Origin of the sequence: Mycolicibacterium hodleri, assembly GCF_025822245.1 — a bacterium.
GTDB lineage: Bacteria > Actinomycetota > Actinomycetes > Mycobacteriales > Mycobacteriaceae > Mycobacterium > Mycobacterium hodleri.
Genome location: NZ_JACKTL010000009.1, coordinates 1 through 14,749 on the forward strand (window position 1 = coordinate 1; position 14,749 = coordinate 14,749).

Below are 14,749 nucleotides of genomic sequence, written 5' to 3' on the forward strand. Positions count from 1 at the left end.
AACCGCCGCAGTGCAATTGCCATTGGTGCCGCTCACGCTTCCGGCCGTCGTCGCGCCGCTTGGCGTGGGGGCCGGCGGCGGCGGAGTCGGCGGACCCGGCGTCGCACCCGGACCGGCGGCGCCGCGAGCCTCCGGTGGCGCTCCCGGCACGGCCCCGCTCCCCAGGGCTCGAGAACAACGTCCGCCGGCGTTCAGCGCGGGCAACGACGCGATGCCCGCAACGTACCGAGCCGGCTACGGCCAGTACCTGCGCACCGCGGGCCTCGGTGAGATGGCGGCCGTCGCGGTGCCGGGCGTCGCGGGCATCCTCGTGCTCACCCTCGCCGGAGGCGTCCTCGGGTTCCGGCAGGCCCGCGCCGGGCACGCCGTCCGCGCCAACGGCACCGCCCGATTCATCGGTTGATCGCAATCGTCGGCTTCAGCGTGAAAGGACAGGGATAGTGGAGTCATCGAGAGGGGGTTCGAATGCCAGCCAGCCGTCGCGTCACGCGTGCCGTCAATGAGGTTCTGGACCTCGCGCCGCGCCGGGGTGAAGTGTCGCTTGCACGTCTCGTGGATTCCGTGGCAGAGAGCCGCGGCCGACCCATCGAGCTGAAGATGGCAGACCTTCCGTCGGGAGTGTGCGGCCAATGGCGCCAGTACACCGACCGCGACGTCTTCCTGATCCAGCAGGGCCTGCCCGCCGGAGACCGGACCCTGGCGCACGAGCTGGGCCACCTCGTCCTCGGCCACGAAGGCATCTCCGTCGTCGAGGCGGCCAGGGACCACACCGAATTCGCCAGCTCCGACCTCATCGGCTACATGCTGAATCAGAGGACCGGCTGCATGGGCCCCAGCGGGGAGGACCTCGAGCAGGAGGCCGAGGACTTCGCGGCGTTGCTCATTTACCGCCTAGGCCGACTGCCGTCGGACCGCGCTTCGATCGTGCAGGTGCGCCTCGGAGAGGCGTTTGGTTGATCATCTGGGTGATAGCCGGTCTCCTCGGATTGGCCACCGGCCTGCGCATCGGCTGGGCACTCGTCAACAAGCAGTCCCTGGTCAGTGCCGCGATGATCCTCGCCCTCGGGAGCCTCGGGCTGGTCGCGGCACTCAACTGGGAGCCCCTCACACTGCTCATCGACACGCTGGTGCGGTGGCCCAACGTGTCCACCGTGCTCAGCCAGGTCGCACTGATCTCGTGCGCCGCGGGCAGCTGCGTGATGATCACGTCGGCCGCCTCGGAACGCGCGCCGACGACGATTCGCCGCATCGCGGTCGTCCAGTACGGCATCGCCGCCCTCATCGCGGCGCTGACCCTGGTGGCGTTCTTCACCTCCCCTCAGCAGCCAGAGATGGCGCCGGAGGAGTACTTGCGGCGCAACCTGGGATCCGGGGCCATGACGGTGTCGTGGCTGCTGCCGCTGCTCTACGTCATGCTGGCGCTGACGCTGGTTGCCTGGGCCGGGATGCGGCACTCGAACCGCACCCGGCGCGGTCGGGCTCTCTTCGTGTTCACCGTCGGCGTTGCGCTCATGGTCCTGGCCAGTGCGTTCTTCCTGCTGCGCGCCGTGGGCACTACCGACTTCATCGGCGTCGGCGCCGCGGCGACGCTGCTGGGCTGCGCCATGCTGGTCGTGGCCAGCGGATCACTGCTGCCGAGCGTCGAGGACTGGTTTGGTGCCCGCCACGAACTGCGGATCATCCAGCCCCTGCTAGACGAATTGAGCCGCCGTCATCCCAACGTCGGCATCGGGGTCCGGCCGCGTGGGCCACTGCTGTTCCGGGTCGCCGAGCAGATGTCGATGATCTCCGACGCGCTGTACCTGGAGGCCACTCGTGCGCTCGGCGGGGAGGTCGGCAACGAGGAATCCGACCACGACTCCACGGACTCGCCGGACGTCGAGCCGGAGGAACAGGCCCTGCGCATCGCCGAGTGGATCAATGCCGGACGCGACAACCCGGGGGAGACCGCGGACACCACGTTTCCCGGGCCACATTGGCTACGCCAGCCGCCGTCGTATTCAGATCGCGAGTGGATCCTCGCGATCGCCGATCAATATCGGACGCTCGAGAACAGGGTCAGCGTCCCGTCGAACTAGTCGTCGAGGTGCTCTTGGCGTCGCAGTTCGTCCACCTTCTGGACGAGGTCCTGCTGAGCCTCGGGCGACAGACCCACGGTGCGGGCCGCGATGCGACGGATGCCCTCGTCGCGCATGCTCGCCAGCCAGGTGAGTTCCTTGTCGAGCTTCTCGTAGTACTCGTCGTCGGTGAAGTACGCCGGCTTGATGCGGAAGAAGTTGGCCAGCGCGGCCATCGTCGCCACCGAGGGGTTGGTGCGGTTGCCCGAACGCAACTGAGACAAGTACGGCGCAGACATCGTCACCCCCTCGGACTTGAGGGCGGCAATGACTTCGGCCGACGTATGGGGGCCACGGCCGGGGGGGTAGACGGTGTCGAACAGGCGGTTCAGCCTGGCGGAAAATGTCATGCTCATCGATCTGTCCTCCACTTAGCGTTACGAGCGGGCGTCCCTTGAGGCGTATTTGCTGATCATCGTAGCGAGTGTTCTGCTGACAACCAAGTGCAAACCACCTAAAAGTCGATCCCACCCCACGCTACTACCCTTACCTGGGTGGTCTAGCAGCGGTTATCCCGGGAATGCGCACCGCGGAAGTGCAACGCCGCTAAGCCAAAAATAACGCATGAGTTGTTTTGCCCTGTGTTCCGGTGCGCTCGCTGCCAAATAGCGGGACGGGGTCTCGGTGCCGGGCAATCCGTAATATTCGTCGTTTCGACGACATCGGCGATTTGCTCCAGAATTTGACGATTCACGGTCGACGTAGCTACCACGGCTGCCTTCGCCCACGTCAGTCCGCGACGCGGCCGGGCATCCTTCGCGACGCCAGTCCTCGGACTGACAGTAGCCAATGGTTGGTTCCGTCCGAACGGTCGACGAATCGCGCACGACGCGGCACGTCAGATGGCCGCGACGGGCGACCGAGAGCGGCTAAGCCGCAAGCAGCATGGCCAGCACGGCGGTGTCGGGATGCGTAATCGGGTCGACGCCCACCCGGCTCACCATCGAGGTGATCGTGCCGTCGGATTCAGCCTCCACCCACGCCGCGCGGTGATCGAGACCGAGGTGCGGCAGACCGGGGAGCAGGACGCACCCCGAGGCGGCACCCGCGCACTCCGGAAGCGACGGCATCGTCTCCGACGGCGGGTGCAGCATCAACAACGCCGGCGGCTGGCGGCTGGCGAAGTACCCCGGCGGGATCGCGGCGTCTCCGACCACGGTGCCCTCGGCCATGACCAGGCCGACGGTGCCAGGCGCCGGTTCGTCGGGCAGCTCCTCGCGCACGCCGAAGATCGTCGTGGTGGAGAGCAACCCGGGCAGCGAGGCGACGCGAACCGCGACGATCAGCAGCTGGGCCCACTCCTTCGTCGAGTCCGGCCAGCGGCCCGAGACGACGAAACCCTTGAGTGATCCACCGGAGTGGAAGGGTGCGACTTCGATGGCTCCATGAGATCCGGTGTCCATCCTGGCCTCCGATCGGTGCGCATGATTGCCGCCCGACACGGCTGTGGGTCGATCACGGCAGTTTGCGGCAGTGGGCGGCTGGCACGCAAGGGGACACGACTGCCAGTAACGCAACCGACACCGAACCGATCAGCGTGCTTGCCGCCCGGCGAAGCTCCACACCACGCGATAGGAGCCCTCGGCCCGGACCGGGCCGAAGTCGTGGGAGTCGGAGGCATACCGCGCCCGAGGGTTGTCCGAGCGCGCCTCGAAGATCGACCCGTGCGAGGACGGGTGCACGTCGCCGACCCTCTTGACCAGCCACCGGGTCGACTTCGTCGGATCGCGGAACACCCGGATCTGGTCCCGTCGGGGCTCGCGGCCGTCGCGAAACGCGAGCAGCCACTCGCCGGGGCGCAGCGTCGGGCGCATCGACTCGCCGTCGACGCGGAAGATTCGCAGGGGCCAGCTTCGCGGAGCTTGATTGCCGCTCATGCCCAAAGGGTAAGTTGGACACATGCTTCCTCGACTCTTACCCAACGCAACTTCCGCCCATGCCCACTGCGACCTCTACTGCGGTGTCTACGATCCGGCCCAGGCCAAGATCGAGGCGTTGTCCTGCCTCAAGACGCTGAAGAAGTTCCACGACTCCGACGACGAGCACTTCAAGACGCGCGCGATCATCATCAAGGAGCAGCGCGCCGAAGAGGTCAAGCATCACCTGATGGTGCTGTGGGCCGACTTCTTCACCAAGGATCACTTCGATCAGTTCCCGAACCTGCACCAGCTGTTCTGGGACGGCGTGCACGGGGCGGGCGACGTGAAGAAGTCGACCGACGTGGCCGTCGCCGAGAAGCTGCTCAAGACGATCGACGAGATCTCCGACATCTTCTGGCAGACCGAGAAGGCCAAGGACATGGGCGTGTACCCGCCCGCCTGATCACCGACACGACGAAGGCCGGCCCTGCGCATCGCGCGGAGCCGGCCTTCTTCGTTGCCACGCCGAGATGGGGGTCAGGTCAAGACGATGAGCGCGAGCACTCCGAGTAGGGCGAGGGCGATCAGACCGGCCCGGAGGCACGCCATCAAGTGGCTGTGGGTGTAGACGTGGGCGGACGTGTGCCATTCGGACGGCGGTATAGCTCCGGGTCCCAGTGGATGCTATGCCATCAACAGCTCCTGACCTGCGCGATCACCGTTGTGTCCTCAGTGAGATCAGTCACAACGGAGTTTAGTGATCGCGATCATAGCGCCCCTGGACGCGACGGGAAAAATCGCCGTCGGAGGGTTCGTCGGGTGGTTAGCTCGCCGTGGTTTTTCGCTCCGCGTCGCGAGCCCTGTTGATTGCCGAGCCTCGTCGAGCCGAGTTGTGCACAGGTGAGTTCGGGGTGCCAGCGGATGTGCCGGGTCAGAAGGGGTGCGGCACGTGCAGCGCCTGTGCATGAACCTGTGGAAACTGTGGATAGGCCTCCGGTAGCTGACGACGCCGTGCCAGCATTGAGGACGTGAGACGCCGTGACGAGCAAGGAGCGGGCAGTGAGTGACGACACGGTTGGGGAAGCCCACATCGCCGACGTCCCCCAGACCTTCGACGAGTCGGTGGTGCTACTCGACGTCCGGGAGGACGACGAGTGGCAGCGCGGACACGCAGAGGGCGCCCAGCACATCCCCATGGGGGACGTGCCGGCGCGCATCGCCGAGATCGACACCGACGCCACCCTCTACGTGGTGTGCCACGCGGGCGGGCGGTCGATGCGCGTGGCGCAGTACCTCGCGCGCAACGGATACGAGCCCCTCAACGTGGCGGGCGGCATGCTGGCGTGGGCCGGGGCCGGGCGTGCCGTCGTCACCGACGACGGCTCTGCGGGCAGCGTCTGACGGACCGTAGGCTGGTCGCGTGATCCAGGTTTGTTCGCGGTGCGGCACGCGGTGGAACGTCCGCGACCGTCAGCGCGTCTGGTGCCCTCGGTGTCAGGGCTCGTTGCTTCCGCCGTCTGCGGAGCAAGCACCGCAGTGGTCGAGTCGACCCTCCGACGTGTCGAAACCGGGGGCCGCCGGCCCGCCGCAGCGGCTGCCCGCCGGCTACCGCTGGATCGCGGTGCGCCCGGGCGCTCCTCCGCCGGCCCGTCGTACGCCCCCTCCGCTGGGGCCGACGCCCAGATACGCGGTGATCCCGCGGTGGGGCTTGCAGGACCGGTTCGAGCCGCCCGCACCCGCGGCGCCCGTCGAACCGCCCAAGACGGCTACGCGGATGGTCCAGGCGACCGTTCTGGTCACCCTGCTGGCGCTGGCGTTCGCCGTGGTGATCCACATCGCGAACTACGCCCTGCTGCTCTACAACCGCTCCCGACTGCTCAACCCGATCGTCGCGGGCGTCGCGACGTGGGCGGGCGTCGCCGCCAGCGTGCTGGTGTTCTTCGCGTTGATCGCGACCACCGTGGTGCTGACCAATTGGCTGATCGTCCGGCGCGCGAGCACCTACGCGTGGCTCGGCGTGGAGGATCCGCGCCCGTCCTGGCAGCTGTGGGTGTGCTGCTTGGTGCCCGTGGTCAACCTCTTCTGGGCTCCGGTGTTCGTCCTCGAATTGGCCAGGGTCGAGGGACGGCTGTCGTGGCTGCGCACTCCCATCGTGGTGTGGTGGTGCGCCTGGTGGGTCAGCTGCCTGGTCTCGGCGTTCTCGTTCGCGACGAGCTTCACCAGCGATTCGCAGGGCATCGCCAACAACACGGTGGCCGCCACGATCGCGTATCTGGCTGCGCTCGCCGCACTGCTTCTGACCGTCCGGATGTACCAGGGATTCGAGCATCAAGCCGTCGACCAGCGGCCCACCACGCGTTGGGTCGTCGTCGCCGACGGTGCTCGCCACGTCGACGAGCCCGCGGACGCGACCCCGACGGACGCCGAACCGCAGGACGGGGATGCGGACGCCGCGACTCCGGCCGAGTCGGACCGTAGGGAACCGGCGGCATCGGGCATCATCAGCACATGACTTCGGCCGACGGGGCAGTGGGCGGTCACCCGTTCGTAGTGGCGCACCGGGGCGCATCCGCGGAACGCCCCGAGCACACGATTGCCGCCTACGAGCTGGCGCTGCAGGAGGGTGCCGACGGGGTCGAGTGCGACGTGCGCCTGACGCGCGACGGCCACCTGGTGTGCGTCCACGACCGGCGAATCGACCGAACGTCGACCGGCACCGGTCTGGTCAGCGACATGACGCTCGCCGAGTTGCGTGAATTCGACTATGGCGCTTGGCATTCCAGCGCGAAGGTGGACGGCGGTCCGGGGGAGACCGGGTTGCTCACGCTCGACGACCTGATTTCGTTGGTCCTGGACTGGAACCGCCCCGTCAAGATCTTCATCGAGACCAAGCATCCCGTCCGCTACGGCGCGTTGGTGGAGAGCAAGGTACTGGCGCTCCTGCACCGGTACGGCATTGCCTCGCCGGCGTCGGCAGATCTGTCCCGGGCCGTCGTCATCTCGTTCTCGGCGGCCGCGGTGTGGCGGATCCGCCGGGCGGCGCCCATGCTGCCGACGGTGCTACTGGGTGACACGTCCCGGTACCTGGGCGGCAGCGCGGCGACGACGGTCGGTGCCACCGCTGTGGGACCGTCGATCGCCACGTTGCGCGAGCATCCAGAACTCGTCGACCGTGCCGCCGTCCACGGCAGGGCCTTGTACTGCTGGACCGTGGACCACTACGAGGACGTGCGGTACTGCCGCGACGTCGGAGTGGCCTGGGTGGCCACGAATCATCCCGGCCGCACCAAGGACTGGCTGCAGAACGGGTTGACCGAGGCCCGGCCGGACGGCGCTTAGAGCCGTCCGCCTGCGGCCTTGGGAGCGGTCGCGTCGGCTTCGTCGGCACTGATCTCGCGGGCGACGAAGTCCTCCAGGTGGAACAGGTCGGCGCCGGCGCGCTCGCTGACCCGAACCAGGGTGGTCATCAGGGCGACTTCCTCGACCTGCTCCTTGAGGAACCACTGCATGAACTGCTCGCCGAGGTAGTCGCCCTCGTCGCGCGCGACGGCGGCGAGTCGGCTGATGTGCTCGGTGACGGTCCGCTCCTGCTCGAGGGCGAGACGCAGCGCCTCCGTCGGCGTGGTGAATGCGTTGCGCACGGCATCGGTGCCGGGGATCTCCACCTCGACGTCGCGGTCGATCAGGTACTGAACGAGCATCATCGCGTGGTTGCGCTCGTCGAGGGCTTGAGCGTAGAAGTGCTTGGCCAGCTGCGGGAGATCGGCGGAATCGAAGTGGACGGCGATCGCGGTGTATTGCTGCGAGGCGGTGAACTCGATGCGGATCTGCTCCTGGAGCAGGTGGTGGAACTTGGTGTCGTGGGGGGCTACTTCGCTCATGCCGCCCACGATAGGGCAGGTCAATGACCATTGTCATCAAAGGTCTGACTAATTAAGGCCAGGTTGCCCTAATTGACGGAGCCTCGAATGCAGGCACCAGAGTGTGTTTGCTACCGCGGTCGGCAAACGAAGGGTGGGCTAACCGGTGGCCGCGTCGAGAACGTCCTGAGGTACCTCGGCATCGGTGGCCATCGCGTGAAACAGGCGCGTCGCGGCATCGCTGTTCCAGACGACGACCGCACCCGAGTCACCGCTGGTGAACTCGCCGATCGGCACGGTGGTGGTGACGACGTCGCCGTGCAGGGCCCACGCCAGCCGGGCGAGATCCCAGACGTGCGCATCGGTGTCGACCGTGATCGCACCCGTCGCGGCGTGCGCCATCGGGTACCAGTGCAGTGGGTTCAGCAGAACGGCCGGACTGGTGGCCCGTTGCATCAGCGCCGCCATGAACTCCCGCTGGTGGGTCATGCGGTCGAGGTCGGCGCGCGGCGTCGCCCGCGAGCGGACGTATCCGAGCGCGCTCCGACCGTCGAGTTCCTGGCACCCGGCGGCCAGGTCGATGCCGGCGAGCGGATCGTCGATCGGCTCCGACGGGCACATCGTGACGCCGCCGACGGCGTCGACCATGGTGGCGAACCCGTCGAACCCGATCTCGGCGTAGCGGTCCAGCCGCAGTCCGGTGGCCTGCTCCACGGTCTGCGCCAGCAGCGGGGCCCCGCCCAGCGCGAACGCGGCGTTGACCTTGTCCTCGCCGAACCCGGGGATCGGCAGGTAGGAGTCGCGCGGGATCGACACCATCGTGGTGGGGACGTTCGACCCCAGGCCTGGCACGTGGACCAGCAAGATCGTGTCGGTCCGGCCGTTGCCGAGGTCACCTCCGGTGGCGAGCTCGGCCTGCTGCTCGTCGGTGAGGCCCTGCCGGCTGTCCGAGCCGACCAACAGCCAGGTGGTTCCGCTGTCGGCGGGTGGGCGGTCCGGCAGTGCCGCGAGCGCGGGCACGCGATGGAGCGACGTGTCGACCCACACGGCGGTGCCGATCGTCGCCGCGACGGCGAGCAGGACGACCGTCATCAGGATGCGGCCCCAGTGCCGCTTGCGCTTGGGCTTGGGTGCGCGGGCCGCAGGTGGCGGAGCCGTCGGCGGGGGCCGACGCGGTGGGGGAGGTCGCCGCGCCGGTGGGGGTGCGGGACGGTACCTCGGCGGCGGCGGCGGCGGCGGTGGTGGTGGAGGAGGAGGAGCGCTCCGCGGTGGGGCGATGGGTTGGGTGGCGTCGGCTGGCCGCCGCGGCGGTACCGGCGGGGGCCGGTAATTGGGGTCGCGCCGGATGACCTGCGACGCCTCCACCGGTGGCCGGGGACGCCGCGGATCGGGCGGCCGGTTGTCGCTCACGCGTCTGAATGTACGTGCCGGCGATGCCCGTGGTCAGGGCCTGACGTCGAGCCAGCCCAGGTGCCCGGCGAGCAGTGCGTAGCCGACGTAGGCGACGGCGTCGATGAGGCCGTGCGCCACGACCAGCGGCCAGAGCCGTCCGGTGCGCCGCCACACGTAGCCGAAGATCAGGCCCATCGCGACGTTCCCGAGACCTGCGCCGAAGCCCTGGTACAGGTGGTAGGCGCCGCGCAGCAGGCTGGACGCCACCAGGACGGCCACCGGAGACATGCCGAGTTGGCGCAGCCGCGTCATGAGGAACGCGACGACGATGACCTCTTCGGCCCAGCCGTTGGCGAAGGCCACCGCGAGCAGGACGGGGATGCGCCACCACGTGTCGCCGAGTTCGGACGGCACGACCGCAACCCCGATGCCCAGCGCGCGGCCCGCGACGTAGAGGCCCAGACCGGGAATGCCGATGAGTGCCGCGAGACCGAGGCCGCCCAGTAGGTCCGGACGCCAGCGGAACCGGCCGAGACCGATGCGGCTGGGCCCAAAACCGCTGCGCCACAACAGATAGAGGCCAAGAAGTCCCCAGGCGATCAGCTGGAAGACCGAGGCGAGGTTGAGCGCCAGGTTGATCAGGTCGATCGGCGACAGCTTGCGGTTGAGTGTCACCTTCTGCCCGGAGAGTCCGAGCAGGACGGCCTCGGTCAGGCTGACGAAGGCCGTATAGGCGGAGAGTCCGAACGTGACGGCAAGGACGACGGCGATCTCGAGGCGAATCGCCCGGGGGCGGGGGTCTGGCAGAAGGTCGTCAGTCGGGCCCGTCACCGGAGCTACGGTAGCCGTCCAGCCTGACCGCGGTTCGCGGCGACGTCAGATGCGGCGGGCGCGCAGTCCGTTCAGGAACGGGCAACCCATCAGGATCCGGATGGCCTGGCTGAGCCCGGTCACGTCGTCGACCGGCTTCGCGAACGGCAGCCGCACGTCGTGGTCGCCGTCCTCGGCCTCGACGCGCAACTGCACGCCGTAGCGGTCGAGCCCGAGTGGCCGGACGTGGCCGCGCCGCAGCGGGATCGGCAGCCGGTTGGCCAACCTGTCGACCACCTCGCGATGAGCCGACTCGAGATGCTGCAGCCAGCCCGACTCCATGGCGCAGAACGGATCTGGCTGGGCGTCGAGCAGGGCGCCGACGCCGACGGACTCGGCCCCAGTCGAGTCGGCCACCACGACGGAGTCGATCTCCAGCCGCACCAGGGTGTACGGGGTGTCGCCGTCACCGGCTTCGAGTGAATCGGTGTTCACTTGCAGGAGAGCAGGATTGGGGTTCTTCTCCGCGATCAGGTCGAGCAGTCCCGCCAAACCGGGCGGCGGTACGTGAAACAACCGGCCGCTGATCCACACCAGTGAACGCACCGGTTCGCGTAGGGGCAGCGGCGCGTAGTCGGTCATCTCGAGGACCGCCTGAATGCCCGCGGCGCCGGCCGTGACGGTCAACGCGGCGAGCGGTCCCCCGGAGGGCACCATGATCGCGAACGACCCGTCGTCGAGCAGGTGGTGCACCGGCGTGGGGGAGGGATCGGTGCCCTCCGCGGCCAGGATTGCGCTGCCGCCGCGAGCGCACGCGCTGCGGATCCGTTCGGCCGTCGTGGGTGCCACCAGGGCCGTTCCTGTCGTCGCGTCGCCGATCATCGCGCCTGCCTTCCATCGGATGAGGTAACCCTAACTTAGGCTAGCCTCACCGAATGGTGCAAGTGCTCGCGACGCGGTTCGCCGTGGGGCGGGCCGGCTGCCGATAGGGTTGACCCGTGCCACGCGTCGCCTATCTGGGCCCACAGGGGACCTTCACCGAGGCGGCGTTGTTGCAGATGGCCGACGCCGGCGCCATCCCCGACTCGTCTCCGGTCGTCCCGGTGACGTGCGACAGCGCCGACGGCGCGTTGGCCGCCGTCCGCAGCGGGGCCGCCGACTACGCCTGCGCACCAATCGAGAGTTCCATCGAGGGCTCGGTGGTACCGACGATGGACAGCCTCGCCGCGGGCACGCCGCTGCAGATCTTCGCCGAACACACCCTCGACGTCGCGTTCAGCATCGCCGTCCGCCCGGGCACCCCCGCCTCCGCCGTGCAGACCGTCGCCGCCTTCCCCGTCGCCGAGGCGCAGGTCAAGCGGTGGCTGGCGGCGCACCTACCCGCCGCCCACACGGTGCTCACCACGTCGAACGCCGCCGCAGCGCACGACGTCGCCGACGGCCGGGCCGACGCAGGCGTCAGCACCGCACTCGCCGCGGAGCGGCTCGGACTGGCCACGCTGGCCGACGGGGTGGTCGACGAACCGAATGCCAGGACCAGATTCGTCCTCGTCGGCCCGCCGGGACCGCCGCCGGCGCGCACCGGCGCGGACCGCACGTCGGTCGTGTTGCGGCTGGACAACGTGCCGGGCGCACTGGTCGCCGCGATGACCGAGCTCGCGATCCGCGACATCGACCTGACCCGCATCGAATCACGGCCCACTCGAGTCGAATTGGGTACGTACTTCTTCTTCCTGGACTGCGTCGGACACATCGACGACGATCCGGTGGCCGAGGCACTTCGCGCGCTCCACAGACGTTGTGCAGACGTGAGATATCTGGGTTCATGGTCGACAGGCACCGCCGTCGGTGCGACACCACCGGTCACCGACGAGGCATCCGGCTGGTTGGCCGCACTTCGAGAGGGGCGCGCCCGATGACCGGTCGACTGATATTGGTACGTCACGGACAGTCGCACGGCAACGTCGCCCGGCGGCTCGACACCCGGCCGCCCGGTGCCGCGCTCACCGATCTGGGCCACCAGCAGGCGCAGGCATTCGGTCGTTCCCTCGAGCATCCCGTCGGGCTGTTGGCGCACTCCACAGCGCTACGCGCGGTCGAGACGGCTGCGGAGATCGGCGAATACCTCGGCCTGAACGCGGTCGAGTTGGACGGCATCCACGAGGTGGACGCCGGTGACCTCGAGGACCGTAGCGACGACGAGGCCCACGAGGAATTCAACGCCGTCTACCGGTTGTGGCAGAACGGCGAGCTCGACGTCCCCATGCCCGGCGGCGAAAGTGCCCAGCAGGTGCTGGACCGCTACCTGCCGGTGGTGTCCCAGCTGCGCATGCGCTTCCTCGACGACCACGCCTGGGTGGGTGACGTCGTGGTGGTCAGCCACGGCGCCGCCATCCGCCTGGTGGGCACCGCGCTGTCGGGCGTCGACCCGGGCTTCGCCATCGAACACCACCTCGCCAACACCGAGTGCGTGGTCCTGAGCCCCATCACCGAAGGTCGGTGGAGCTGCCTGCAATGGGGGCCGCACACGCCGCCGTTCGAGCCGGTCGAGCATCCGGTCGAGGACGTGGCGCACAGCGCCGACCCGATGGGCTGACCGAGGTCAGGATGCCGCGGAGGCGACGACGACCACCGCGCACGTGCACCCGACCGCTTCGCAATCGATGCTGAAGGAGTGCAGACCGTCGGGGGTGGCGCAGTCCTCGGTGCACTCGACGTGGAACGAGGCGTGGTGCACGAGGGTGCCGTGGCAGTGTTCGAGGTCCTCCCGGCACTCGCGACAGACATCGGACATGTCTTAGTTCTAGCACCGCCCACCGACGAAGCCCAGTCAACGCGCCCGAAGTGGTTCAGGCCCAACCGAGTTCGTGCAGCCGATCGTCGTCGATGCCGAAGTGGTGGGCAATCTCGTGGATCACGGTCACGGTCACCTCGTCGACCACGTCGCCTTCGCTGTCGCAGATGTCGAGCAACGCCTCGCGGTAGATCGTGATGGTGTCGGGCAGCGAGCCGAAGTACGTCGAGTCGCGCTCGGTCAGTGCGATGCCCTCGTACAGCCCCAGCAGGTCGGGCTCCTCCGGGTGCCGGTCCTCGACCAGGACGACGACGTTGTCGATCGCCTTCGCGAGCGCCGGCGGGATCTCGTCGAGCGCGTCGGACACCAGCTCGTCGAACCGGTCCGAGCTCATCCGGACGGACATGACGGCTACTGGCCGGGCGGCGGACCCGGGACGACCGGAACCACGGGTACGGGCTCCCCGGCGGGCGGGGGCGGCGCGGCGGGATCCCCCGCCGGTGGCGGCGGCAGCGCGGGTCCGTCCTGCGGCGGCAGACCGCCGTCGCCCTGCGGTCCGGGCGCAGGCGGCGGACCGTTGAGGAACGTGTTGCCCTGCGGCGGGACCGGAGCGCCGGACGTCGGCGACGTCGCGCTCCCGGTCTGGGTGCTCTGCGTCTGCGTGGGCGTGGCCTGCTGCTGATTGGGCAGGTGGTCGTTGCCCTGGTTCCCCGAACTGCTGCTCGAGCTGCTCGAGCCGCTCTGGTCGCTGAGGTCGATCTGCGACGACGTCTGCGACGAGGTGTCCACCGACGGCAGCGGGATCGGCGGCAGGTCCAACCGCTCCTCCGGGATGTCGGGCACCGCGACCGGAGGCTGACCGTTGATGAGCAACGGTCCCTTGGCGCTGTTCAGCAGCGTCGACCATCCGCCGTTGCCGAGGGTCGCGCCGATGCTGCAGGACACCTGCTTGCTTCCGGCGGCCCAGCTCGGCAACGAAATCGTGCTGTAGATGAGGGTGAGGGTGGTCTTCCGCAGCGCGACCGGAGCCAGGTAGGCGTCGGTCATCCGCGTGCACGAATCCTTGACGAACTGGTCCTGGTCTCCGTCCGGTGGCACGGGGCCGGGGAACTTCTCGGCCAGGTTCACCGAGCCGGTCACCTCCATGGCGTGCGGCTTGGCGCAGTCGGTGGGAATGTCGGTGGGTTGATTGGTGGCCGGATCGATGCCGAGACACGTTCCGGCGGGCCACACCTTCGACTGGTCGACGTCGGCCACCTTGCCCGAAAACGCCAGTTGGTGGCCGTCGGGGCCGGCCAACTGCAAACCGCACAGCATGCGGCGTTCGTCGGCCTGCCGCCACGCCTTGTCGCCGGACCAGACGAGGCTGACGCTGAACCGGCCGTTGGGGTCGTACTTCGCCCCGAGGTACTGCCGCGCCGCGGCCTGGCACTGTTCCTGGCTGATCTGCCTGATGCGCGCCTCGGACGGCGGGGCGGCGTCGGGACCGTATTCGGTGCCGGGGAACGTCCGCATGTCGATCCGGTCGGCGACTTCGAAGCGGTGTTCGTCCTTGCAGTCCACGATTTGCGCGGCGTCGGGAACCTGTTCGGGCCAGTTCAGGCAGGTTCCACGGACGGCGTGGTCGAAGGTCGCGTTGCCGCGCGGGCCGCCGCCGAGCGCCGTCGCGCCCGCGTTGAGCCCGACGGGGAGCCCGCCGTGTCCGCCGCCGGGGATCGCGGTGATGACGCCGGCGATCAGAAGGCCGCCGAGTGCGGTCAGCAGCAGCGCGCGTCGCGTCGACTCGGCCTGAAGGCTCTGCCACCACGCCGGGCGGCGCGACGGCGGGGCGGCCTCGTCTGCGCTCTGCTCGGCGTCGTGGGGTGCATCCAACATCTGGTCCATTGTGACAGGCGAGCCAAGTCGTGTGACAAGAGA

The 14,749-nt window shown here is 68.8% G+C and carries 18 protein-coding genes and 1 pseudogene; 9 read left to right on the forward strand and 10 right to left on the reverse strand.

Annotated elements, in window-relative coordinates; genetic code table 11:
- The 3 genes and pseudogenes from H7J06_RS02275 to H7J06_RS02285 all read left to right on the forward strand — a co-directional run.
- Positions 1 to 403, forward strand: a pseudogene (locus H7J06_RS02275) (hypothetical protein); the annotation flags it as partial.
- 62 nt (positions 404 to 465) lie between these two features.
- Entirely contained in the window at positions 466 to 957 is a 492-nt protein-coding gene (locus H7J06_RS02280) for a DUF955 domain-containing protein (RefSeq protein WP_264036626.1), read from the forward strand.
- Positions 954 to 2,078: a hypothetical protein gene (locus tag H7J06_RS02285; protein ID WP_264036628.1), complete on the forward strand. Its 1,125-nt coding sequence runs from the start codon at positions 954 to 956 to the stop codon at positions 2,076 to 2,078. Before H7J06_RS02280 ends, H7J06_RS02285 begins: the two co-directional genes overlap by 4 nt.
- Here H7J06_RS02285 and H7J06_RS02290 read toward each other — a convergent pair.
- From H7J06_RS02290 to H7J06_RS02300, 3 genes are all read right to left on the reverse strand, one after another.
- Positions 2,075 to 2,473: a helix-turn-helix transcriptional regulator gene (locus tag H7J06_RS02290; RefSeq protein WP_140697828.1), complete on the reverse strand. Its 399-nt coding sequence runs from the start codon at positions 2,471 to 2,473 to the stop codon at positions 2,075 to 2,077. The genes H7J06_RS02285 and H7J06_RS02290 overlap by 4 nt on opposite strands.
- Before the next feature lie 513 nt (positions 2,474 to 2,986).
- Positions 2,987 to 3,520 (reverse strand): peptidase, encoded by a 534-nt coding sequence (locus H7J06_RS02295; RefSeq protein WP_149479948.1) that lies wholly within the window; start codon positions 3,518 to 3,520, stop codon positions 2,987 to 2,989.
- Between the two features lie 129 nt (positions 3,521 to 3,649).
- Complete coding sequence (locus H7J06_RS02300; protein ID WP_264036632.1) at positions 3,650 to 3,994, reverse strand: S24/S26 family peptidase; 345 nt, start codon at positions 3,992 to 3,994, stop codon at positions 3,650 to 3,652.
- 22 nt (positions 3,995 to 4,016) lie between these two features.
- Between H7J06_RS02300 and sodN the strand changes: the two genes are divergently transcribed.
- The 4 genes from sodN to H7J06_RS02320 all read left to right on the forward strand — a co-directional run bounded on the left by sodN (position 4,017) and on the right by H7J06_RS02320 (position 7,315).
- Positions 4,017 to 4,439, forward strand: coding sequence for a superoxide dismutase, Ni (gene sodN / locus H7J06_RS02305; RefSeq protein ID WP_264036634.1), 423 nt, complete (start codon positions 4,017 to 4,019; stop codon positions 4,437 to 4,439).
- Between the two features lie 596 nt (positions 4,440 to 5,035).
- A complete protein-coding gene (locus H7J06_RS02310) occupies positions 5,036 to 5,377 on the forward strand; it encodes a rhodanese-like domain-containing protein (RefSeq protein WP_264036636.1) in 342 nt (113 codons plus the stop codon).
- Positions 5,378 to 5,534: 157 nt separating this feature from the next.
- Entirely contained in the window at positions 5,535 to 6,488 is a 954-nt protein-coding gene (locus tag H7J06_RS02315) for a DUF4328 domain-containing protein (RefSeq protein ID WP_264036638.1), read from the forward strand.
- Positions 6,485 to 7,315, forward strand: coding sequence for a glycerophosphodiester phosphodiesterase (locus H7J06_RS02320; RefSeq protein ID WP_264036641.1), 831 nt, complete (start codon positions 6,485 to 6,487; stop codon positions 7,313 to 7,315). Before H7J06_RS02315 ends, H7J06_RS02320 begins: the two co-directional genes overlap by 4 nt.
- Here H7J06_RS02320 and H7J06_RS02325 read toward each other — a convergent pair.
- From H7J06_RS02325 to H7J06_RS02340, 4 genes are all read right to left on the reverse strand, one after another.
- Positions 7,312 to 7,857 carry a ferritin gene (locus tag H7J06_RS02325; protein WP_264036644.1) on the reverse strand — a complete coding sequence of 182 codons (546 nt, stop codon included), beginning with the start codon at positions 7,855 to 7,857 and terminating at the stop codon, positions 7,312 to 7,314. The two genes, H7J06_RS02320 and H7J06_RS02325, sit on opposite strands and share 4 nt — an antisense overlap.
- A 138-nt stretch (positions 7,858 to 7,995) precedes the next feature.
- Entirely contained in the window at positions 7,996 to 9,246 is a 1,251-nt protein-coding gene (locus tag H7J06_RS02330; RefSeq protein ID WP_264036646.1) for an LCP family protein, read from the reverse strand.
- Positions 9,247 to 9,279: 33 nt separating this feature from the next.
- A complete protein-coding gene (locus H7J06_RS02335; protein ID WP_264036648.1) occupies positions 9,280 to 10,059 on the reverse strand; it encodes a CPBP family intramembrane glutamic endopeptidase in 780 nt (259 codons plus the stop codon).
- Between the two features lie 45 nt (positions 10,060 to 10,104).
- The gene (locus H7J06_RS02340; protein ID WP_264036650.1) at positions 10,105 to 10,920 is read right to left on the reverse strand and encodes a DUF2470 domain-containing protein; all 816 of its coding nucleotides are present in this window, start codon (positions 10,918 to 10,920) and stop codon (positions 10,105 to 10,107) included.
- A 116-nt stretch (positions 10,921 to 11,036) separates the two neighbouring features.
- Here H7J06_RS02340 and pheA point away from each other — a divergent pair, with 116 nt between their 5' ends.
- Positions 11,037 to 11,957 (forward strand): prephenate dehydratase, encoded by a 921-nt coding sequence (pheA, locus tag H7J06_RS02345; RefSeq protein WP_264036652.1) that lies wholly within the window; start codon positions 11,037 to 11,039, stop codon positions 11,955 to 11,957.
- The gene (locus H7J06_RS02350) at positions 11,954 to 12,634 is read left to right on the forward strand and encodes a histidine phosphatase family protein (protein ID WP_264036653.1); all 681 of its coding nucleotides are present in this window, start codon (positions 11,954 to 11,956) and stop codon (positions 12,632 to 12,634) included. The genes pheA and H7J06_RS02350 overlap by 4 nt, the downstream gene beginning before the upstream one ends.
- A gap of 6 nt (positions 12,635 to 12,640) precedes the next feature.
- Here the strand turns inward: H7J06_RS02350 and H7J06_RS02355 are convergent, their stop codons facing one another.
- Genes H7J06_RS02355 through H7J06_RS02365 form a run of 3 tightly spaced genes read right to left on the reverse strand, consistent with a single transcriptional unit; the run spans position 12,641 to position 14,716 of the window.
- Complete coding sequence (locus H7J06_RS02355; protein WP_264036655.1) at positions 12,641 to 12,832, reverse strand: hypothetical protein; 192 nt, start codon at positions 12,830 to 12,832, stop codon at positions 12,641 to 12,643.
- 55 nt (positions 12,833 to 12,887) lie between these two features.
- A complete protein-coding gene (locus tag H7J06_RS02360) occupies positions 12,888 to 13,238 on the reverse strand; it encodes a metallopeptidase family protein (RefSeq protein ID WP_264036657.1) in 351 nt (116 codons plus the stop codon).
- A gap of 5 nt (positions 13,239 to 13,243) precedes the next feature.
- A complete protein-coding gene (locus H7J06_RS02365; protein WP_264036659.1) occupies positions 13,244 to 14,716 on the reverse strand; it encodes a septum formation family protein in 1,473 nt (490 codons plus the stop codon).
- Positions 14,717 to 14,749: the final 33 nt, after the last annotated feature.

Excerpts from the sequence above, each read along its gene's own strand:
- H7J06_RS02280 (WP_264036626.1), top strand. The coding sequence starts at position 466 with ATGCCAGCCAGCCGTCGCGTCACGCGTGCCGTCAATGAGGTTCTGGAC.
- H7J06_RS02290 (WP_140697828.1), bottom strand. The coding sequence starts at position 2,473 with ATGAGCATGACATTTTCCGCCAGGCTGAACCGCCTGTTCGACACCGTC.
- H7J06_RS02295 (WP_149479948.1), bottom strand. The coding sequence starts at position 3,520 with ATGGACACCGGATCTCATGGAGCCATCGAAGTCGCACCCTTCCACTCC.
- H7J06_RS02300 (WP_264036632.1), bottom strand. The coding sequence starts at position 3,994 with ATGAGCGGCAATCAAGCTCCGCGAAGCTGGCCCCTGCGAATCTTCCGC.
- sodN (WP_264036634.1), top strand. The coding sequence starts at position 4,017 with ATGCTTCCTCGACTCTTACCCAACGCAACTTCCGCCCATGCCCACTGC.
- H7J06_RS02320 (WP_264036641.1), top strand. The coding sequence starts at position 6,485 with ATGACTTCGGCCGACGGGGCAGTGGGCGGTCACCCGTTCGTAGTGGCG.
- H7J06_RS02325 (WP_264036644.1), bottom strand. The coding sequence starts at position 7,857 with ATGAGCGAAGTAGCCCCCCACGACACCAAGTTCCACCACCTGCTCCAG.
- H7J06_RS02340 (WP_264036650.1), bottom strand. The coding sequence starts at position 10,920 with ATGATCGGCGACGCGACGACAGGAACGGCCCTGGTGGCACCCACGACG.
- H7J06_RS02350 (WP_264036653.1), top strand. The coding sequence starts at position 11,954 with ATGACCGGTCGACTGATATTGGTACGTCACGGACAGTCGCACGGCAAC.
- H7J06_RS02355 (WP_264036655.1), bottom strand. The coding sequence starts at position 12,832 with ATGTCCGATGTCTGTCGCGAGTGCCGGGAGGACCTCGAACACTGCCAC.
- H7J06_RS02360 (WP_264036657.1), bottom strand. The coding sequence starts at position 13,238 with ATGTCCGTCCGGATGAGCTCGGACCGGTTCGACGAGCTGGTGTCCGAC.
- H7J06_RS02365 (WP_264036659.1), bottom strand. The coding sequence starts at position 14,716 with ATGGACCAGATGTTGGATGCACCCCACGACGCCGAGCAGAGCGCAGAC.